This is a genomic window from Streptomyces gelaticus, from assembly GCF_014649535.1.
In the GTDB taxonomy this organism is placed as follows: Bacteria; Actinomycetota; Actinomycetes; order Streptomycetales; family Streptomycetaceae; genus Streptomyces; species Streptomyces gelaticus.
This window is the reverse complement of record NZ_BMTF01000009.1, coordinates 94269-114785: the sequence shown is the minus strand read 5'-3', so window position 1 is coordinate 114785 and position 20517 is coordinate 94269. Positions and strand designations below refer to the sequence as shown.

General features: G+C 71.1%; 17 protein-coding genes. 10 read left to right on the top strand and 7 right to left on the bottom strand.

Annotated features, from left to right (window positions below; genetic code table 11):
- The first annotated feature begins 87 nt into the window (after positions 1-87).
- A complete protein-coding gene (locus IE107_RS15950; RefSeq protein ID WP_189544416.1) occupies positions 88-2220 on the top strand; it encodes a SpoIIE family protein phosphatase in 2133 nt (710 codons plus the stop codon).
- 291 nt (positions 2221-2511) lie between these two features.
- Here IE107_RS15950 and IE107_RS15945 read toward each other — a convergent pair whose 3' ends face one another.
- From IE107_RS15945 to IE107_RS15935, 3 genes are all read right to left on the bottom strand, one after another.
- Entirely contained in the window at positions 2512-3000 is a 489-nt protein-coding gene (locus IE107_RS15945) for a GNAT family N-acetyltransferase (protein ID WP_189544415.1), read from the bottom strand.
- Between the two features lie 134 nt (positions 3001-3134).
- Complete coding sequence (locus IE107_RS15940; RefSeq protein ID WP_189544414.1) at positions 3135-4136, bottom strand: DUF6397 family protein; 1002 nt, start codon at positions 4134-4136, stop codon at positions 3135-3137.
- A 125-nt stretch (positions 4137-4261) separates the two neighbouring features.
- The gene (locus tag IE107_RS15935; protein ID WP_189544413.1) at positions 4262-4675 is read right to left on the bottom strand and encodes a roadblock/LC7 domain-containing protein; all 414 of its coding nucleotides are present in this window, start codon (positions 4673-4675) and stop codon (positions 4262-4264) included.
- A gap of 180 nt (positions 4676-4855) precedes the next feature.
- Here IE107_RS15935 and IE107_RS15930 point away from each other — a divergent pair, with 180 nt between their 5' ends.
- Both IE107_RS15930 and mgtA read left to right on the top strand, forming a co-directional pair.
- Positions 4856-5221: an ArsR/SmtB family transcription factor gene (locus IE107_RS15930; protein WP_189544412.1), complete on the top strand. Its 366-nt coding sequence runs from the start codon at positions 4856-4858 to the stop codon at positions 5219-5221.
- A complete protein-coding gene (gene mgtA / locus IE107_RS15925; protein ID WP_373302451.1) occupies positions 5214-7925 on the top strand; it encodes a magnesium-translocating P-type ATPase in 2712 nt (903 codons plus the stop codon). Before IE107_RS15930 ends, mgtA begins: the two co-directional genes overlap by 8 nt.
- Before the next feature lie 286 nt (positions 7926-8211).
- Here the strand turns inward: mgtA and IE107_RS15920 are convergent, their stop codons facing one another.
- A complete protein-coding gene (locus IE107_RS15920) occupies positions 8212-9684 on the bottom strand; it encodes an LCP family protein (protein WP_229866974.1) in 1473 nt (490 codons plus the stop codon).
- 222 nt (positions 9685-9906) lie between these two features.
- Here IE107_RS15920 and tatA point away from each other — a divergent pair, with 222 nt between their 5' ends.
- The 3 genes from tatA to IE107_RS15905 all read left to right on the top strand — a co-directional run bounded on the left by tatA (position 9907) and on the right by IE107_RS15905 (position 11622).
- The gene (gene tatA / locus IE107_RS15915) at positions 9907-10095 is read left to right on the top strand and encodes a Sec-independent protein translocase subunit TatA (protein ID WP_189544411.1); all 189 of its coding nucleotides are present in this window, start codon (positions 9907-9909) and stop codon (positions 10093-10095) included.
- A gap of 159 nt (positions 10096-10254) precedes the next feature.
- Positions 10255-10830 (top strand): TerD family protein, encoded by a 576-nt coding sequence (locus IE107_RS15910; RefSeq protein WP_189544410.1) that lies wholly within the window; start codon positions 10255-10257, stop codon positions 10828-10830.
- Between the two features lie 192 nt (positions 10831-11022).
- On the top strand, positions 11023-11622 hold the full coding sequence (locus IE107_RS15905) for a class I SAM-dependent methyltransferase (RefSeq protein ID WP_189544409.1): 600 nt from the start codon (positions 11023-11025) through the stop codon (positions 11620-11622).
- A 24-nt stretch (positions 11623-11646) separates the two neighbouring features.
- On the opposite strand, the gene IE107_RS15900 is transcribed toward IE107_RS15905, so the two are convergent.
- Entirely contained in the window at positions 11647-12549 is a 903-nt protein-coding gene (locus IE107_RS15900) for an oxygenase MpaB family protein (RefSeq protein WP_189544408.1), read from the bottom strand.
- Between the two features lie 111 nt (positions 12550-12660).
- Between IE107_RS15900 and IE107_RS15895 the strand changes: the two genes are divergently transcribed.
- Together IE107_RS15895 and IE107_RS15890 are read left to right on the top strand one after the other, a co-directional pair.
- Positions 12661-12969: a hypothetical protein gene (locus IE107_RS15895; protein WP_189544407.1), complete on the top strand. Its 309-nt coding sequence runs from the start codon at positions 12661-12663 to the stop codon at positions 12967-12969.
- Between the two features lie 96 nt (positions 12970-13065).
- Positions 13066-14097 carry a hypothetical protein gene (locus tag IE107_RS15890; protein ID WP_189544406.1) on the top strand — a complete coding sequence of 344 codons (1032 nt, stop codon included), beginning with the start codon at positions 13066-13068 and terminating at the stop codon, positions 14095-14097.
- 128 nt (positions 14098-14225) lie between these two features.
- Here the strand turns inward: IE107_RS15890 and IE107_RS15885 are convergent, their stop codons facing one another.
- The gene (locus IE107_RS15885; RefSeq protein WP_189544405.1) at positions 14226-14408 is read right to left on the bottom strand and encodes a tail-anchor membrane protein; all 183 of its coding nucleotides are present in this window, start codon (positions 14406-14408) and stop codon (positions 14226-14228) included.
- Positions 14409-14491: 83 nt separating this feature from the next.
- Entirely contained in the window at positions 14492-15595 is a 1104-nt protein-coding gene (locus IE107_RS15880) for a fatty acid desaturase family protein (RefSeq protein ID WP_189544404.1), read from the bottom strand.
- A 295-nt stretch (positions 15596-15890) separates the two neighbouring features.
- Here IE107_RS15880 and IE107_RS15875 point away from each other — a divergent pair, with 295 nt between their 5' ends.
- Both IE107_RS15875 and IE107_RS15870 read left to right on the top strand, forming a co-directional pair.
- A complete protein-coding gene (locus IE107_RS15875; RefSeq protein WP_189544403.1) occupies positions 15891-18785 on the top strand; it encodes an SCO1167/SCO6262 family helicase in 2895 nt (964 codons plus the stop codon).
- Positions 18782-20149: an SWIM zinc finger family protein gene (locus IE107_RS15870; RefSeq protein WP_189544402.1), complete on the top strand. Its 1368-nt coding sequence runs from the start codon at positions 18782-18784 to the stop codon at positions 20147-20149. The genes IE107_RS15875 and IE107_RS15870 overlap by 4 nt, the downstream gene beginning before the upstream one ends.
- Positions 20150-20517 lie beyond the last annotated feature (368 nt).

Genomic DNA, 20517 nt, shown 5'->3' with positions numbered 1-20517 from the left:
CAAGCTGCCGGAACCGGTTCGACAATTGAGTCACCCGGTTCGGGCCGCGCCGTCCGGCAGCCCCGCCCGGCGATCTCCGGAGCAGGAATGACCGATCACGACCAGCAACCGAGCACCTCCGTCCCGCCACGCCTGCTGATCGAGAAGACGCACAACGGCGAGAGCGCGACGGCTCAGCGCCTTGCCATGAACCGGACGGGCAGTTTCGAGTGGGATGTGGAGGCCGGGACGCTCGACGTGGACGACGCGGGGTTGCTGGTGTTCGGTCTGGATCCGCAGACCTTCGACTCACGTCCCGAGACCGTGCTCGACCGGATCGAACCGTCGGAGCGGACCCGTCTCGACGGGGCGGTCAACGAAGCGATCGAGAGTGGGCGCAGGTCGTTCGGCGTGCATTTCCGGGTACCGATGGACGACGGCGGGGACCAGTGGACCCACATCCAGGCACGCATCTTGCGCAGCGAGGACGGCCAGGCGCACCGGATCATCGGGGTGGTGCAGGACGCCACCGCGGAAGTCACCCATTCGGCCTTCGTGCTCGATCTGGAAAAGCGGCGGCAGCGACAGACCAACATCGTTGAACGCACAACGAGCGCGCTGTCACGTGCGGTGACCGTCGATGACGTGACCGCTGCGCTCACCGGACCGGGCGGGCTCGCCCGGCTCGGGGCGGACGGCCTCTCGCTCGGGCTGGTCGAGAACACCACGCTGAGCGCCATAGCTCTGAGCGGCGACTCGGTGGAGGCGATCGACGCACTCGGGGACGCGGGGCTGGACCGGCGGTTCCCGCTGGCGGAAGCCGTTCTCAGTGGCCGGCCCCGGTTCCTCACCTCGGTCTCGGCGCTCACCCGTCGCTACCCCGTGCTGGCCCCCTACACCGGCCGGCTGAAATTCCGGGCCGCCGCCTACCTGCCCCTCGTTGCCCAGGCACGCTCCCTCGGCACCCTGGCGCTCTTCTACCGTGAGAACACGACCTTCAATGCGGACGAGCGCAACCTGTGTCTGGGCCTGGCCGCCATCGTGGCGCAGTCCCTCCAGCGCGCGAAGCTCTTCGACGAGGAGCGTGAATTCGCCACCGGCCTCCAGTCGGCGATGCTGCCGCGCCGGATCCAGGAGATCGAGGGCGGCGAGATCGCCGTGCGCTACCACGCCGCGTGGAGCGGCCGTCAGGTCGGCGGTGACTGGTACGACGTGATCGGCCTGCCCAAGAACCGGTTCGGGATCGTGGTCGGCGACGTGCAGGGACATGACACCCACGCGGCAGCCATCATGGGCCAGTTGCGCATCGCCCTGCGCGCGTACGCCGCCGAGGGGCATCCCCCTTCGACGGTGCTGGCGCGGGCTTCGCGCTTTCTCGCCGAACTGGACACGGACCGCTTCGCGACCTGCACGTACGCCCAGGTCGATCTCGCCTCGGGGACCGTGCGCGTCGTGCGGGCCGGGCATTTCGGCCCGCTGATCCGGCATATGGACGGCCGGGTCGGCAGCCCGCAGGTGCGGGGTGGCCTTCCGCTGGGCATCTCGACCGACTTCCTGGACGAGGAGTTCCCGGAGACCCGCCTGGATCTGGTGCCGGGAGAGACGCTGGTCCTGTACACCGACGGACTGGTGGAAGAACCGGGGGCCGACATCGACGCGGGCGTGCAGGCACTGATCAACGAGGTGGGCGCGGGGCCTGCGAGCCCCCAGGCCCTGGCCGACCATCTGTCGGACCGGCTCTGGGAGCGTTGGGGTTCGGGGGACGACGTGGCGCTCCTGGTCCTTCGGCGCAGCCCGGACCCCGGGTCGCCGCGGGCCCCGCGGTTGCACCAGTACATCCACCAGGCGGATCCGGAGGGGCTGTCCGACGCCCGGACCATCGTGCGCCAGGCCCTGACCGACTGGGAGATGGCCGAACTCGCGGACGATGCGGAACTGGTGACCGGCGAACTGCTGGTGAACGTCCTGTTGCACACGGAAGGCGGCGCGGTCCTCACCCTGGAGGTACTGCCGGAACCCGTGCGGCGGGTCCGTCTGTCCGTACAGGACCGCTCCAGTGCCTGGCCGAGGCGGCGCACCCCGGGCGAGACCGCGACCTCGGGACGGGGCCTGCTGCTGCTGGATGCCATCGCCACCCGCTGGGGCATCGAACCGCGCGGCGAAGGCAAGGCGGTCTGGTGCGAGATCGGTCCTTCGGCGCCGCCCGCCGCTACTCCCCCGTCGGCCGCGAAGCAGGGGTGACAGCAGTCCCGAGGGGAGGGAGGTGCCGCCCCGAGCACCGTGCCGCCCCCGCACCCGGCGCGGGGCGGCACCGTCTCGACCAGTGGTCCGGCACGATCCCGCGGCAGGACGACCGGACCTGCACCGTTCGTACCCGCCCCACGAAGCATCTGTTGCCACAACTGCCTACGCTTCCCCGCAAGTTCCGACATGGTGGACACGGTATGGAGAGCGGGACCGCGCGGGGGCGCAGTACGGCCACCGCCGGTGCGGTTGGCACAGGCTCCTGCGGAGAGACCGCCGAACGCGATGTCAGAGGCGGCAGTACATGATGTGCAGCCCGACAAACCCGTGTTCCGGGTGGTTGAACCCCTCCGGCAGCGTTCCCAGGACCTCGAAACCGAGCAAGCGGTAGAGCTTGACGGCGTGGACGTTCGTCTCCACCACCGCGTTGAACTGCATCGCCCTGAACCCCGACGCACGCGCCCATTCCAGGGTGTACTCGCACAGGGCCCGGCCGACGCCCTGCCCCGAATGCTCGGGGTCGACCATGTAACTGGCACTGGCGATGTGCGAGCCATTGCCCATGTGGTTGTTGTTCATCTTGGCCGTGCCGAGGATCGTCCCGTCGCCGTCGACCGCGACGACCGTACGGTTGGGCGCCTCGAGGAGCCACCAGGAGCGGGCGTTCTCCTCGCCGAGATCGAGTGGGTAGGTGAAGGTCTCACCCGCGGCGACGATTGCATGGAAGAACGGCCAGATGGCAGGCCAGTCCTCGGTGGTGGCTTCCCTGATCAGCATGGGAGACAGAATGCCGGTGCCGTTCTTCCTGCGCGAGTTCATTATCCGGCCGCGAGCGGCCCTCCCTCCGGCGGGGCCGCGAGTTGGCCCTCCCTCCGGCAGCTGCCCATCGGCGGCGGGTCCTGCGCTCCTCCTCAGGTGCCGAACGGCGCACACCCCTGCCCGGATTGACGATGAGCCGCAGCCCTGGACGCGCGCCTGCGCAGCCCGATCCGGGCCAGCAGCCCGGGCGCGGATGCCGCAGCCGGATCGGATTCGGCGTCGGCTCGGGGATCCGGCTCGGGTGCGCACTCGTTGGCCTGGCGCGGGAAGGAGCGCCATTCGCCACCTGGACGCGGGGCCGATCGGGCCTCCCGGGCATGGTCCAACTCCGCGATCAGGCTCACCCGCCGCCACAGCATCTCGTCCGGTTCGTCGGCCCGCATCAGGTGTGCCATGGTCTCCCGCGCCAATGGCGGCCCAGCCGGTCCGAACGCCGGCTCGGGCCGGATCCTGGCGAGGTACGCGCGTTCATACGGATCGTCGACCACTTCTGCCAGCTGAACCGGATCCAGTGTGTCCGCGAGCACGGCCGCACGCGCCCAGGGGTCCTCAGTGAGGGTCAGCAGCCGTTCGACCCTGCGTGAGCGCCAGTTGCGTGCCCGGAAGTCGGTGCCTCCCTCCAGGCGGTCACGCAGCCAGGCCGGGCTCCTGCCCGCCAGAAGCCGGGATTCCCGGGCGGCGAAGCCGGCGAGCTCGTCGGCAAGATAGAGCCAGACAATCGCCCGGTACCGGTTGAGGTAGAAGGTGATCGGCGTGAGGCATCCCGCACGGGCGAGCTTGGTGAAGCTGTCCGGGCTGATGCCGAGCTGCTGCGCCCCCTGTGCCGTCCCGACCGTGCGCACCCTGTCCCGCAGTGCTTCCGGGAACCCGTCCTGCGACCGGAGCCGCTCGACCTCCTCGCACGCGACCCTCGGCCTCCCGCCGTCCTGCCGCGCCCTCAGGCGAATCAGCCCCAGATGCACGGCGATCGCGAACTCACCACGTTTCAACTGGAGTTCCTGAGCCGCCGTGCCCACCGCTACCGTGCCTGCGGCGACCCTGCCCGCCGCATTCGTGCCGACGGCCTCCGTGCACACGTCCTCAGCAACGCTCATGACACTCTCCCCCGCGAAACTCGGTTACTCTCTGTGAGCACCGTAGCCCGGAAGAGCTTCGCCCGCTCGGCCTGTGGATAACTCCCGGGAGCGGACCGGCCGGGGTCGGGGCGGACGCACCCGGATCAGGTGCGGTCGGCGCCTTCGCCCCCCGCCTGCCGAGCGGCGACACCAAGATGTTCACCGACCCTGTTGACCAGCAGCGTCATCTCGTAGGCGACCAGGCCGACATCCGCCTCGGCCTCGCTCAGCACGCACAGGCAGCTGCCGTCCCCAGCCGCCGTCACGAAGAGCAGCGCCTCGTCGAACTCCACCATGGTCTGCCGGGCCTTCCCGGCCCGGAAGTGGCGTCCCGACCCACGGGCCAGGCTGTGCAGCCCGGACGAGACCGCGGCGAGATGCTCGGCGTCCTCACGGGCCAGCCCCGTACTCGCCCCGGTCACCAGTCCGTCGTTCGACAGCACCAAGGCGTGCCGTATGTGCTCGACCCTCTTCGTGAGGTCGTCGAGGAGCCAGTCGAGTCCCCTGTCCAGCGCCATTTCCCCGCTCCTCCCCGCTCATGCGTTCCCCGTGCCCCGTTGCCGTAAGCCTTGCGCACACGTCACTCGGGGGCAAGCACTCCTCCGTCATGTGGCTGGGTCCGGCCCCGTGGACGGCCGACGCCTACACTGAGTACTTCGGGTGCGAGAAATCGAGCCACGCGGACAGGGAGAACAAGAGTGCCGACAGCTGCCGACGGCGGTTTCGAGGATCCGCCCGCGGAGGTGCTCGCGGAGGCCGCAGCGGCCTTCGGCCTGCTGGCGACGCCTGCGCGGCTGCACATCGTGTGGGCCCTGTCCCAGGGCGAGAGCGATGTGACCGGACTCGCAGACCGGGTGGGCGGCACGCTTCCCTCGGTGAGCCAGCATCTGACGAAGCTCAAGCTGGCGGGCCTCGTACGGTCCCGGCGCGAAGGGCGCCGACAGGTGTATCTGGTCGACGATCCCGATGTGGTGACCGTCGTCCGGCTGATGGTCGGCCAGCTCGCGGAGCGCGCCGGCCACGCACCCGCACGCCCCGCACACCTCCGTGGGCTCGGTGCCTGAGAGCAGTGCCGCCGCAGGTACCGGCAGCACCGACTCCGATGGCCCGTCCGCCGTCGTCGTGCCGATGGCGGGCGCGACGGCCGCCCGGGGCGCCGCCCCCGATGTCATCCCTGCCGCTTCCGCGGTTGCCGCACCGACCTCCCTCCAGGTGCTCCGCTCGCTGGACAGCGGACCTCGCGGCCTGCTGGAGGAGCAGGCCGGGGAACGGCTGACGCGGTTCGGTGAGAACACGCTGCCGGCCTGGCGTCCGGTCTCCTGGCCCCGCCGATTCCTGAGGAGTCTGCGTGACCCCTTCACCTCGGTGCTCCTGTGTCTGGGCCTGGTCTCTGCGGCGGTGGCGTCGTGGGGCACGGCGTCCGTGACGTCGGTGCTCGTGGTCGTCAGCTGTCTGCTGCGCTCGGCGGAAGAACACCGGGCGGACCGGTCCACGGCCGCCCTGCGGGAACTGGTGGCGACCACCGCGACCGTACTGCGCCGGTCAGGACCGGATGCCGCGCCGCAGGCCCGTGAGTTGCCGGTCGAGGAGCTGGTCCCGGGCGATGTGATCCGGCTCGGTCCGGGTGATCTCGTACCCGCCGATCTGCGGCTGCTGCGGGCGAGCGGCCTGACCGTTCATCAGTCGGCACTGACCGGCGAGTCCGCACCGGTGCCCAAGTGCCCCGTCGACACCCCGTCACGGCCCGGCGCCGCCGATACCACGTGCAGCGAACAGGAAGGGCTGTTCGCCCGGCCGGAGCTGTGCTTCCAGGGCAGCAGTGTGGCGTCCGGCAGCGGTACGGCGGTGGTGACGGCGACGGGTGCGGAGACCAGGTTCGCCGCTGCGTACGACGGTTCGGCGCGCCGCCGCGGCGCGAGCGCCTTCGACCGTTCGGTGCACGGGATCTCCTGGACGCTGATCCGTTTCATGCTGCTCACCCCGCCCCTGGTGCTCATGGCCAACGCGGCGCTGCGCGGCCGGGGGCTGGAGACATTGCCGTTCGCCGTCGCGGTGGCCGTCGGGCTGACGCCGGAAATGCTGCCGGTGATCGTCACGACGGCGCTGGCCCGGGGCGCTTCGCTGCTCGCCGGAGAACACGGGGTCATCGTCAAGCGACTGCCCGCGCTGCACGACCTCGGTGCGATCGATGTGCTGTGCGTGGACAAGACCGGAACCCTCACTCAGGACCGGCCGGTAGTCGAACGTTCGCTGGACGCGTCGGGCCGGCCCGGCCCCGAGGCACTTCACTGGGCTGCGGTCAACGCCCTGTGCACACTGGAGCTCGCCGATCTGCCCGCCCCCGACGCGCTCGACGAGGCGGTTCTGGACGCGGCCGAGGAGCAGGGAGAGACGCACTCCGCGTACGACGGCGTCGCCGCGCTGCCGTTCGATCCGGTGCGTCGCATCGCCACCGCGGTCGTCCGCCGCCCCGGGCGGCTCGGTGTCCACACGCTCGTGACCAAGGGAGCGGTCGACGCGGTGCTCGCACGGTGCGCACTGGACGAGGCCGAACGGATCCGGCTGAGCGCACTCGCCGCCCAGGAGACGGCGAACGGTATGCGACTGCTCGCCGTGGCCCGTACCGAACGGCCGGCCCGGCCGCGCGTGTACACCGGGGCCGACGAAACAGGGCTGACATTCCTCGGCTTCGTCGCTCTGCGGGACGCGCTCACACCGAGCGCGCCCGATGCGCTGGGCGCGCTGAAGGACCGAGGCATCGCAGTCAAGGTCCTCACCGGCGACGATCCGGGGACCGTCGCCCGCGCGTGCCGGGACCTCGGTATCGATCCGGGCGAGGTCATGCCGGCGGAGCGGATCGACGCACTGTCGGACGGGGAGCTCGCAAAGACCGCCGACCGGGTCACGGTCTTCGCCCGCTGCACGCCGGAGCACAAGGCACGGATCGTCTCCGCGTTGCGCACGGCCGGGCGGACCACCGGGTTCCTCGGCGACGGGGTCAACGATCTGCCCGCACTGCACGCGGCGGATGTCGGCATCTGCCCCCGCAACGCGGTCGACGTGGCGCGGGAGACCGCCGACGTGGTGCTCGCCGAGAAGGACCTGGCCGCCATCGATGACGCGATCACCGCGGGCCGGCACTGCAGCGGGAACATCGCCACATATCTGCGGATCACACTCTCCTCGAACCTCGGGAACGTCATCGCGATGCTCGCGGCGGGCCTCATGCTGCCGTTCCTGCCGATGCTTCCGGCGCAGGTCCTGGTGCAGAACCTCTGCTTCGACGCGGCGCAGCTGGCCTTCGCCTTCGACCGCCCCGCGTCCGAGGTGCTGCGCTGGCCGACAGTGCTGCGCCCGCGCGACTTTCTCCGCTTCATCACGGGCTTCGGCCTACTGAACGCCACCGCCGACCTGGCGACGTTCGCCGTGCTGGCCTTCGCCCTGCACGGTTCCGCGACATCGGGCGGACAGGAGGCCTTCCATTCCGGATGGTTCACCGAGAACCTGCTCACCCAGGCCCTGGTGATGGTGCTCCTTCGCACCGGCGGAGGCCTTGCCGGCGGTCGCAGCGGCGGTCCGCTGCGGGTGGCCGCGTGCGGTCTCGCGGTGGTCGGCCTGCTGCTGCCGCTCACCCCGCTCGGCGCTTTGCTGGGCATGAGCGCGCTGCCCCCGCTCTACTACCTGTTGCTGGCGACGGTACTGGCCCTGTACGCATACGGTTTGCGGGCGGCCCGCACCCGATACGAGCAGAAGTGGACCCGGCTGTGAGCCCGTCGCTCCTCGACGGCCGCGAGTCCGGCCCGAATGCCGGCGTCGGCGACGGGCGATCGGTGCGTGCGGAGGCCTCGCCCTCTCGTTCACCGGGTCTGCCTCGGTGCCCTGCTCGGCTGGTTCCACGAGGAGGCCCGGGTCACGGTGGTGAATCCGAACGCCACCGCGGACGGCGCCGCGTGGTACGAGCCGTACGGCTGCGCGGCACCCCGTCACCCGGCGCTGCAGCTCCGGACTGCCGGGGCGCCGCGCCGAGAGCCGCGCTCCCGGCCCTGTTCGCCGGTCAGCCGTACGAGAGATCCGCGCAGGGGTCGTCGTCGGCCGACCGGGCCTCGTCGGCGACGGTGGACGGAACGGTGGAGGGGGCCGGTGCCCCGGGATCGGCCGACGGGTTCTGCGCGTAGGAACTGCCCAGGATCACCTGGATTCCCGCCGTGGGGGACGCCACCGTCCGTGCTCCGGCGAAGAGCCGGGCGGTGGTCTCCGCCTCGTCCCGCAGTCCCGGCCCGTACTCGATGACGGTCGCGGTGTGGTCCTGCCTGCTCGCAGTGGCCGTGGTGGTGACGGTGAAATCCCGGGAGCGCAGGAGTTCGGCTGCCTGGGCCGCGAGGCCCCTGACCGTCGTCCCGTTGTAGACGGCGACCGTGATTCCCTTGCCGGAGACCGGGATCTCCGCCGCGGGTGACGCCGGACCGCCGTCCTTCCCGTCGCCCTTCTCCGAGGACTTGCCCGATCCCTTGCCGCTGGCGTCCTTGCCGTCGACCGTACGGTCCGCCTTCAGCGAGGCCCAGAGCGCGTCGGCGTCCGGCTCGACGATCGCGACGCGTGCGCCCTCGTAACGCCAGGGGACGGTGACGAACTTGGTGTTGTGCAGGTCGATCTTCTTCATCGACATGGCGAACGAGAGCAGCCGGTCGGCCGATCCGAGTCCGGGGTCGACGGTCATCGCGTCCGTGGCCGCATTTGCCAGTGGCAGCAGAGTGGTGGGGTTCAGTCCCTGGGACTTGACCTTCTTGATGAGGGCGGCGACGAAGGCCTGTTGCCGCTTGATACGCCCTATGTCGGATCCGTCCCCGATGCCGTGCCGCAGCCGGACGTAGTCGAGTGCCCGCTGCCCGGAGACGGTCTGCGGCCCCTTCGCGAAGATCATGGCCCCTCGGGTGGGCCGCTTCGGGCTGAGGTCGCGCTGATAGATGTCCTGGGGCAGACACACCGGTACGCCGCCGACAGCCGAAGTCAGCTTGGAGAATCCGGCGAAGTCGATGACGACGGTGTGGTCCACGCGCAGGCCGGTGAGGTGCTCGACGGTGTTCTGCGTGCAGGCCGGGTTTCCCTCGGCGGTCTCCCCCACCGAGAATGCCCCGTTGAACATCACGTCGTGCTGCGGCGCGGTCCACTTGCCGTCGGGCCCTTTGCAGGACGGGATGTCGACCAGCGCGTCACGCGGAATGGACACGGCGACCGCGTGCTTGTGATCCCCGTACACATGGAGGAGGAAGGCGGTGTCGGAGCGTCCCACCTCGCCCGTGCCACCGCCGAGTCTGCTGTTGTCGCCCGAGCGCGAGTCCGATCCGATGACCAGGACGTTCTGCCCCTGCGAGGAACCGGGCGGCCGGTCGCCGGAGATCCCGTCCGCGCTGAACGTGTCGATGCTGCCGCCGAGTTTGAGGTAGCCCCACCCGACGCCTGCCACCAGCAGGACGAGGAACGACAGCCCGAACATGGCCGTCCGCCGCAGGCGGACGCCCCCTCCCATGCCTGCTCCCGCTTTGCGACTTACCGTCATCGGCCTCCCCGTCCGTCCGGTTTCCATGGGGGAGGACGTGATCCATCCCTCCATGGTTGTACAGTTGCGCAATGTAGCAAGTATTGATGTTCGAGTGGATCATCGGACCTGCCCATAGTCAGCCTGCCGCACCGTCCGCGAAAGCCGAGCGGAAACACCGGCCGAAGCAACGAAAGGAAGGGCGGGACGCACATGTTGCGCAACGGTCTCGAACCCTGGCACCTGTTGATCCTGGCGATCGTGGTGATCGCACTGTTCGGCTCGAAGAAACTGCCGGAAACGGCCCGAGCCCTGGGCAAATCCATGCGGATCCTGAAGAGTGAGGCGAAGGCCATGAAGGAGGCCGACGCACAGGGACCCCGTACCGACCCACGCGCCTAGGGCCCCGGCCCACCAACGTACGGTAGACCTCGCGGACGTTCACTTCAGGGCTTGCGCAAGCATGGGAACCATGGTCACGACGCCGTCGTTGACCCGGTGACGGCCGAAGCGGCGCCGTTCACCGAATCGCTGGACCACTGGATCGATGGAGGATGTTTCATGGGTGTGACCCTGGCCAAGGGCGGCAACGTCTCCTTGTCGAAGGAGGCACCCGGCCTGACCGCAGTGACGGTCGGCCTGGGCTGGGACGTACGGACGACGACGGGCGCGGACCACGACCTGGACGCGAGCGCACTGCTGTGCTCGAACGCGGGCAAGGTCCTGTCCGACCTGCACTTCGTCTTCTACAACAACCTCACGAGCCCGGACGGTTCGGTTCAGCACACCGGCGACAACCTGACCGGTGAGGGCGAGGGCGACGACGAGTCCATCAATGTGGATCTGTCGGCGGTCCCGGCGGATGTGGCCAAGATCGTGTTCCCGGTCTCCATTCACGACGCACAGAGCCGCGGACAGAGCTTCGGTCAGGTCCGCAACGCGTTCATCCGCGTGGTGAACCGCGCCAACAACGTCGAACTGGCCCGATACGACCTCAGCGAGGACGCCTCGACGGAGACCGCCATGGTCTTCGGCGAGCTGTACCGGCACGGTGCGGAGTGGAAGTTCCGCGCGGTCGGCCAGGGTTACGCCTCGGGCCTGGCGGGCATCGCGTCCGACTACGGCGTCAACGTCTGACGGGAAGACGTACACGCGCAATCCGCGCGGGCCCTTTCGCCCCCTCCGTTCCCTCGGGGCGGGGAGTCGGGGCCCGCGCGGGCCGGGCGGCGATTGCCCGGACACGCCTCGGAGTGCTCGCGCAAGAGTCGACCGCCTCGTGGGCCGAACGGCGAGCCTGCCGACGGGCACGTCATGCGCGACCATGTCCGTATGGCCGACGACCACAGACACGTCCAGGAATTCTTCACCGCGCGAGCCGCGGGCTGGGACACCCGTTTCCCCGACGACGGGCCCGCCTACGAAGCCGCCGCCGACTCCCTCTCGCTGCGCCCGGGTGACGCGGTGCTCGACATCGGCTGCGGCACGGGGCGGGCGCTTCCCGCTCTGCGGGCAGCCGTCGGGCCGCGGGGCACGGTCCTGGGTGCGGACCTGACGCCGGCGATGCTGGAGGCCGCGGTACGGGCGGGGCGCGACCGCGAGGGGGTGCTGCTCCTCGCCGATGCCGCCCGGCTGCCTCTGCGGTCGCGGGCCCTCGACGCGGTCTTCGCGGCCGGGCTGATCTCCCATCTCCCGCACCCCGGCCCCGACCTGGCGGAGCTGGCACGGGTGGTCCGGCCGGGCGGACGGCTGGCGCTCTTCCACCCCGTCGGGCGGGCGGCCCTGGCGGCACGCCACGGCCGCCGGATCACGGAAGACGATCTGCGGGCCGAGCACAACCTCCGCCCGCTGCTGGCGTGTTCGGGCTGGCGGCTCGATTCGTACACCGATGAGGACGACCGCTTCCTCGCCCTCGCCGTACGGACGCCCTGAACCGCCCACCCCGTCCCCTCGTGCTCACTCCACCGGCGTCTCGGAGCGCCGGTCGTGCGGAACCGGGCAGCCTCGGACGCCCGGGACCGGGAACGTCCCCAGCCCGGAGACCTCGTAGCCGTCCGGGTAGCCCTTGATCTCCGGGTTCTGCCGGGCGTAGTGCGGGGTGGAACGCGGCGGCAGGAGTCGTACCGCCCGCGCCCTCAGCCGCAGAGCGCCGTGCGTGAGACCGCGGGCCACGGGGCCGGGGCGTTCGTACCGGAAGGCCCGCAGCAAGGAATCGTCGAGCAGCGCGAGGGCGGCCTTGCGCGCGACGGGCGCCAGGGGGCTCGGATACCAGGAGCCCATCAGGTCCAAGGTGGCGTCGGAGACGCGGCGTCCCCCTTCGTCCCAGGCGAAGTGTTCGGCCTCGTACGTGTCGAGGGTTCGCTCGAAGTCCTCGTACGTGAGGGGCAGTTCCTTGATTCCCATGTGTGCGCCCAGGGTCCGGTAGTAGGCGGCGCAGGCCCTCAATTCGTGGGCGGAGAGCCGGCGCCAGCCATATCTGTCCAGCCAGCGCTTCGGGGTGACGACGAAAGTGCACAGCACATAGCGCATGTCGTCGTTGCTGATGTCGTAACTGCGGTGCATCTGATTGATCCGGCGGAGAGCCGTACGCCCCGTGCCGCTGTCGAAGCCGTGCTCCAGAACCGTGTCGAGGAGCAGTGCGGTGTCGTCGTAGCGCTTCTGCGAACGCTCCGTCAACTGGGCCGTCCGTGACAGGAGTCGGCCAATGCTGGGAACGGCGTAGGTGCGGTAGAGGGCCAGTTCGAGAGCGCGGGTGATGTCCCAGGGGAACTCATAGGTTGCCGTGATCCGGTAGATTCGAAGAAAGTCCCGCTCCGGATCGAGACGCTGAATCTCCTTCAGCCTGTCGTACCGCTTCACCGCACTTGCCCCCCTTGTATCCGCCGAAGGTCCAACTCTACGTCGGCGGGGAACACCACAAGCAGGAACCGGCACGTCACGCACGCACAGCTCCTCGGGAAGGCGGTCCCCATGATCGACATAATCGGCGGCCTGCGGAAGGTTGTCACCCCCGACCGCAAGGGGGACCGGCCCACGGCGCCTGCCAAGGAGGGCCGGCGCAAGCAGCACAATCTCTTCGAGGCTGCTGCCACTTTCGTCGCGGCGTCCGCGGAGGAGGATCAAGCACGGATCGACGAGGCGAGCGGCTGGGTGTCGCCCGAGGCGCTCTCCTTCGGCGTCAGCGAGCTGGCCTGCCGGGCCGTCATCGCACTGGCCCGCGAGCGGGGCGAGTCGCCGCAGACAGTGGCCCGCGCGCTGCTCGGTCTCCCCTCCGATTGAGCAGCGCCGTCCGTCGCCCCACAGCTCAGCTGTCTTCCCTTGTCAGGGCCTCGACGAGTGGGTTACTCACTCGTTAAGGTGCGCCGACGGAAGACGATGACGGACGAGGAGGGTGCCGTGGCCGCGCCGAACGACACAGTCGCCGACGACGACGCACTGTATGTGCTGACCGCGGTGCTGCTGACACCGGCACAGTTCCCCAGCGTTCTCGGAGACGACTACCCGGCCGCGTGCGCGGCGCTCGCGGTCGAACCCTGCGCCGAGGGATACGGGCTGGTGCTCGGCCAGGACGGCAGCGGTGCGCGATGGACCGTCGTCGTCGACGACGTGTCGCTGGTCGCCGTCGCGATCGCGGCCTGGGACTGCGGCATGGAGTACGACCTCTCCCCCGACGACCGCTCGGTGGTCTGCGCGCTGCCCGGCTGGCCCCTCCCGGTGGCGGTCGCCGCTCCGGGCGTGGCCGCGCCGCACGATCCGCTGCCGGACCCGGAGGCCGAGGGCACCGCTCCGGCGCCGCTGGCACCGCCGGACACGGACGCGTGGGGTCCGGCCCAGCGGCGGATGGGAGCGGACGAGATAGCGCACCAGTGGACCGCTTGGCGCGAGCAGATCGACGACGCGACGGCCTTCACCGCCCCGCCCGGAGCGGGCCCCGCCGAGGCCGACCCGGGAGCCGAGCCGGAGGCCGGGGCCGCCGGCTCGGCTCCCGCGGCCGAGGCCACCGCCGAATCCGGGCCCGAACCTGAGCCTGAGGCAGAGCTTGAGGTTGAGGTCGAGGTGGACGTCGAGACCGGGTCCGAAACCGTCGCCGAGTCCGAAGCCGGCACCGAGGCCCCGGCCGCGGGTGCCTCCTCCGGAGTGCACCGCGGTGTGCGGCGGGCGCTCGCGCAGGCTCAGGGGTACATCGACGCCCCGCCGCCACCCGGCCGCGTCCGGTCCTCCTTCGCCGCGGGAGACGCCCGGATGCTGCGTGCCGACGGCCCCGGCTGGTCCCTGGTCGCCCGGACCGACGACATCGCGTTCGTCCTGCTGGACGAGGAGCCGGGCGAAGTGCTGCCGGTCGGGCGCGGCGCCGAGCTGCCCCGTCTGCTGAAGGCTCTGGACGCGCTCGCGGTACGGCCGGCCTGAGCCGGGCTCCGGGCTCGGCGGTCGCGTGCGCGGTCGGACCCCGCCGTCCGGCCACTCCTGCGGACCGCACGCGCCCCGATGCCGACCGCGGACCGCAGCCACCGCCCCGCACAGTGCGGAGCCCTCGCTCAGCGGCCTATTTCCTTGCGGGTGATCCTGCGGAGCCGGCGCCGCTGGCCGGGGTCCAGCATCAGATACGCGATCGCCGGCACGCCGACCAGAACCAGCAGCGACAGCCAGAAACCGATGAACGGCATCAGGATGACCGCTGCGACCACTCCGCCGATGGCGATCTTCGCGCTGTTCGACATGGCCCATGCCTCCTTCGCGGCCAGAAGCCGCATCTGCTCTGAGAACGCGCGTGCGTGTCCATCTGTTCCGGCGGGCCGATGACTCACCTCAGGGGTTCGCCGACCTCGTGCATGTGCCGCAGTGCCTGCCGGTAGGACTCGATCAGTCCGGTCTCCGTGTACGGCATGCCCAGTGCCTGGCAGTGGGCGCGCACCATGGGCTGTGCCAGGCGCAGATGAGGGCGTGGCATGCTCGGGAAGAGGTGGTGCTCGATCTGGTAGTTGAGGCCGCCGAGGAACCAGTCGGTGAGGATTCCGCCGCGTACGTTGCGCGAGGTGAGCACCTGGCGCTGGAGGTGGCCCCAGCGGTCGCCGTCGGGGTCCGGCATCTCCATGCCCTTGTGGTTCGGCGCGAAGGCCATGCCCAGGTGGAGCCCGAACAGCGCGTGGTGAACGAGCGCGAAGACGACGGCCTTGCCCGGCGACAGGACGGTGAGCAGCAGTGTTGCGTAGAGGCCCAGGTGGGCGACGAGGAGGAGCGCCGAGAGGGCTCGTTCCCGGGCGGGCTGCTGTCGCAGGTACTGGAAGCCGGAGATCTTCAGCGCGATGCCTTCGAGGAGCAGCATCGGGAAGAAGAGGCGGGCCTGGTTGCGGGTGAGCCAACGGGCGAAGCCCTCGCGCTGGGCCGCCTGCTTCTGGGTCCAGACGAGGGCGCCCACGCCGACGTCCGGGTCCTTGTCGATGTGATTGGGATTGGCGTGGTGGCGGGCGTGCTTGTCGTTCCACCACGCCTCGTTCATGCCGAGCAGCAGGTTGGCGTGCACAAGGCCGATGGCCCGCCCCGTCCTGCGGTTGCCGGTTATCTGGGCGTGTCCGGCGTCGTGCCCGACGAACGCGATACGGGACCAGAAAACGGCCAGCGGCAGCGCGAGCAGCAGGGTCCACCAGGTGTTGCCGAGGAGGAACATGCCGGTGATCACGGCGCCCAGGGCGGCCAGGTCGACAGCGATGCCCACTGCGTACCACCCGGTCCGTCGCTCCAGGAGGCCCTGCCCCTTCACTGTCCGCAGCAAGGGCGCGAAGTCGCTTCCCTGAGCCTGACCGGTGCCGGTGCCTCCGGTGCCCGCGGCGCCTGCCGCACCTCCCGCTACAGCACTTTCCCCACCGTCGCGGGTGCCTTCCGCTGTGGTGGCTATGGCCTGGGGCATGACGTCTCCGGTCTCTGGAAAGCGGCGTTGACCTGTTGAAAAGTACGGGGACCCGATACGGGGCGACCATGGCGCCAACACCCGGGCCATCCGGGGGGTAAACCCCCTCCCCCGGTGGGGGTGCTGTCACCACTCAGCACCGCGGCAGGCTCCTGGCCGAGGAGTGCTCGGGCACCCCTCCGGATCGGAATGTGGCTCGCATCACAGCGATTCCGCTCATGAGTGCGGGTACCCGTGGGGTACCCTCGGCGACCCGACAACCCCACTAGTCAAATTTGAGGAATTCGGCATCACTGTGCAAAGACTCCCTGCGGCAACGCTCTCCGAGATCTCCGCACTCTCCTCCTGCTCCGTGGTCTTCCTGCCCGGGGATCCCTCCCGTACCGGCCGGGTCTCCTTCTGGCATCCGGACGGCAGCAGCCCGCCCGACGGTCCCGGATCGGTGGCGGAACTGACCGTCGTCGGCGCCGACGCACAGGCGTACGCCGTACCGGCACGGTTGCTGACGATCCGGGACGCGCTGCCGGTGCTGACGCGTGCGCGGGCCTCGGCGCACGCTTCCGACGCGGCCGAATTCTGGGGAGCGGCCGCCCTCCTCGCCCTCCAACTCGCCGCCCGGGGCCTGTTGCTGCCGGGGCTGAGCGCGACGGACCACGACGCCTGGCGGGCCGGTCCGCTGACCCCCGACGACCAGTCACGGATCCGGACACTCGCGGCCTCGATGCCGCCCCTGGCCCACGCCGTGCCGCTCGACGGAGCCGCGCAGCCCGTGCTGCTGCCCGAACCCGAGCAGCTGCTGCGCGCGTTCCTCGACGCGGTGGCGGACGGCCTGCCCCGCACCCCCGCCGCATCTTTCGCCGGCGGCGGCCCGGCCTTCACCGCCGATGAGCCGCAGCATTTGCCCGGTCATCGCGCCTGGGCCACCGATGTCGCGGCCGGCCACGACGCGGGCGTCCGGCTCTCGCTCCGGGTTGAGGTGTCCGGGCTCACCGTGCCGGACGAGGACGAAGAGCGGTCCGCCGGCCCTTCGTTCCGGGCCGTCCTGCAGATCCACAGCGTCAGTGATCCGACGCTGGTCGCCGACGCCGCCGAGGTCTGGTCGGGCGGTGCGCCCACCGCTGCGGCCTTCGGACCGCGCGCCCGGATGGATGCCCTGCTGGCGCTCCGGCGGGCCGCGCGGGCCTGGCCTCCGCTGTCCCCGCTGCTGTCCGCCGCGGTGCCCGACTCCGTGGAGCCGGCCGACGACGAGCTCGCCGACCTCCTCGGCCCCGCCGGACGAGCCCTGGCCGCGACGGGGGTCCAGGTGCACTGGCCCAAGCAGCTGGCCCGCAAGCTCACCGCCCGCGCCGTGATCGGCCCGCCCGACGACGCGGAGGGCGAGGAACGCGACGGGGTGGTGCGCACCGGCTCCGAGGCGCCGCCGCTCCTGTCCGCGGACGCGCTGCTGGCGTTCAACTGGTGGTTCGCACTGGGTGATCAGAAGCTCAGCCGCGCCGAGCTCGACCGTCTCGCCGAGGCCAACCGGCCGGTGGTGCGGCTGCGGGACCAGTGGGTGCTGATCGACCCCGAGGAGGCTCGGCGAGCCCGGGAGACCCAGGACCGCAAGGTCACGCCGATCGACGCGCTGGGTGCGGTCCTGACCGGTTCCACCGAGGTCGGCGGGCACCGGGTCGAGGTCCGGGCCACCGGCTGGCTGGAGCGGCTGCGGCGCCGGCTGGCCGACCCGGAGGCGGCCGGGCAGCAGGGCGGGCCACAGCCGGTCGGCCCGCCCGAGGCCCTCGCCGCCACGCTGCGCGACTATCAGCTGCGCGGTCTGAACTGGCTGCACACCATGACCTCGCTCGGCCTCGGCGGCTGCCTCGCCGACGACATGGGTCTCGGCAAGACCATCACGCTCATCGCTCTGCATCTGCACCGCCAGACCGTCGAATCGGCCGCCGGGCCGACGCTGGTGGTCTGCCCGACGTCTCTCATGGGGAACTGGCAGCGGGAGATCGAGAAGTTCGCGCCGGGCACACCGGTACGCCGCTTCCACGGCGGATCGCGCAGCCTGGCCGGCCTGGCGGACGGCGAGTTCGTCCTCACCACGTACGGCACCATGCGGCTCGACGCGGCGAAGCTCGCGGAGATCCGGTGGGGCATGGTGGTCGCCGACGAGGCACAGCACGTGAAGAACCCGTACTCGGCGACGGCAAGACAGCTGCGGACGATCGGCGCACAGGCCCGGGTCGCGCTCACCGGAACTCCGGTGGAGAACAATCTCTCCGAGCTGTGGGCGATCCTCGACTGGACGACGCCGGGTCTGCTGGGCCGGCTCGGCACCTTCCGTACCCGATACGCGCGGACCGCGGAGGGCGGTGACCCGGCGGCTGCCGAGCGGCTGGCCGCGCTGGTGCGGCCGTTCCTGCTGCGGCGGCGCAAGTCCGACCCCGGGATCGCGCCGGAGCTGCCGCCGAAGACGGAGACGGACCGCACGGTCTCGCTGACGGCGGAACAGACAGGACTGTACGAAGCGGTGGTGCGCGAGACGCTGGCCGCGATCTCCGGCGCGGACGGCTTCGCCCGGCGGGGCCTGGTCGTCAAGCTGCTGACGGCGCTGAAGCAGATCTGCAACCACCCGGCGCAGTACCTCAAGGAGAACGAGCCGCGGATCGAGAACCGTTCGGGAAAGGTGGAGCTGCTGGACGAGCTGCTCGACACGATCCTGGCGGAGGAGGCGAGCGTGCTCGTGTTCACGCAGTACGTGCAGATGGCCCGGCTGCTCGAACAGCATCTGGCGGCGCGCGGGGTGCGCACGCAGTTCCTGCACGGCGGAACACCCGTCGGGGAGCGCGAGGCGATGGTCAACCGCTTCCAGGCGGGCGAGGCCCCGGTCTTCCTGCTGTCGTTGAAGGCAGCCGGCACCGGGCTCAACCTCACCCGGGCCGGCCATGTCGTGCACTTCGACCGTTGGTGGAACCCGGCCGTCGAGGCGCAGGCCACCGACCGCGCGTACCGGATCGGACAGACCCAGCCGGTGCAGGTGCACCGACTGATCGCCGAGGGCACCATCGAGGACCGGATCGCCGGCATGCTGGCCCGTAAGCAGGGCCTGGCGGACGCGGTGCTCGGCTCCGGCGAGGCGGCGCTGACCGAACTGACCGATGCGGAACTGGCCGATCTGGTGGAGCTGCGAGGGGGCACACGATGAGTGACGGACACGACGGCGACCGCTACGGCGGCGGCGAATACGAGAACGACGACCGGGACATCCCTGCCGCGGGGCAGGAACGTACCTTCGCCGCGCTGCCGCCCGCGCACGGCCGCGGCTTCGCCGAGTCCTGGTGGGGCCGGGCCTGGCTGAAGGCCCTGGAGGACACCGCGCTCGACGGCCAACAGCTCAAGAGGGGACGCAGATTCGCCCGCGAGGGCCGGGTGGGCGCGGTCTCCGTGCGGCCCGGCCGGATCACCGCGGTGGTCCGGGACGGGGACTCGTCCACGTACCGCAGCGATGTGCTGCTCCAGGAGCTGAGCGAGGCGGACTGGGAGCGGCTCCTCGGCATGGCCGTCGAGCGGGCCGGGCACATCGCGGCGCTGCTGGACCGGGAGATGCCGCCGCACCTGGTGGAGGACGCGGCGGCGGCCGGGGTGGAACTGCTGCCCGGGATCGGTGATCTGGACCCGGAGTGCACCTGCGACGCATGGGACCACTGCCCGCACACCGCCGCGCTGTGCTATCAGGTGGCGCGGCTGCTGGACCAGGATCCGTTCGTGCTGCTGCTGATGCGGGGGCGCGGTGAGCGGCGGCTCCTGGACGAACTCCAGATCCGCATCGCGGCCCGCGCCGCGGGGCACGACGCCTCCGGCCCGGCCGATCCCGCCGACGGATCCGTTGCGGCAACAGGCGCCGACGGCCGGGGGGTCCGGGCGGACGAGGCTTTCGCGGCCCGGGACATCCTGCCCCCGTTGCCCTCCCCTCCGTCGCTGCCCGCGGAGCCCGGCCCGGCGCCGTCGCTGGACACGGAGACCGAGCCGCAGGACGGCGTCGATCCCACGGCACTGGAGATGCTGGCGACGGACGGGGCGGCGCGCGCCCACCGGATGCTGGCCGAGGCGCTCTCCCCCGGCCATGAACAACAGCCGCTGCCTGCCGTGCTGACGCCGCAGCAGGATGCCGTACGGCTGGTCGCGGAGGCCCTGCCCGAACCCTCGATCACGAAGCGGCTGATCAGCGGTTCCGGACGGCGTCCGAGCGAGCTCGACGCGGCGGTGCGGGCCTGGCGGTACGGCGGGGTGGCCGCCCTCGCGGTACTCGAAGAGGAGTGGACACCCGATACGGAGGCCCTGGCCAGGGCGCGAGCCCGGCTCGCCGAGGCGTGGGAGGAGGGCGAGCGGCCCCGGCTGCGGTCGACGGGCAACCGCTGGACGGACGTGGACGGTGGCGTGCAGCTGCGGTACGGGCGGGACGGGCGCTGGTGGCCGTACCGCAAGGAGGGCGAGCGCTGGGTTCCGGCGGGTCCGGCGGACGACGATCCGGCGGCCGCGCTGGGTGGCTCGGGCGGGCCGGAGGACTGAGGGCCCGTTCGTGCAGCCCGCCGGAAGACCGACGGCAGGCGGGGCGGCCGGTGCCTCCGCCACCGTCGGTCGTCGCGCTCTGTCCGACGGACAGGGCGGCCGGCTGCACCGGGTGAAGCTCCCGCACGGCTCCGGCAGCCCGATCTCCGCCCGGCGCGACCCGGAGACGCCCCCCTCGCACGAGGAACTCACCGGACCCTCGCCCTCGGGTGTGCCGTGGGTGCTCCGCAAGAGAACGGTCGTCGGCCTGGGCGGGGTCGCGTACATTCCGGCGTACCCCCGCTTCCATGCCGCCGATTCCGGTTCCCGCCGTCTTCCGCCACCCGCTCGGCGCCCGTACGGTAGGGCCCGCGAGACGCTCGGCCGCA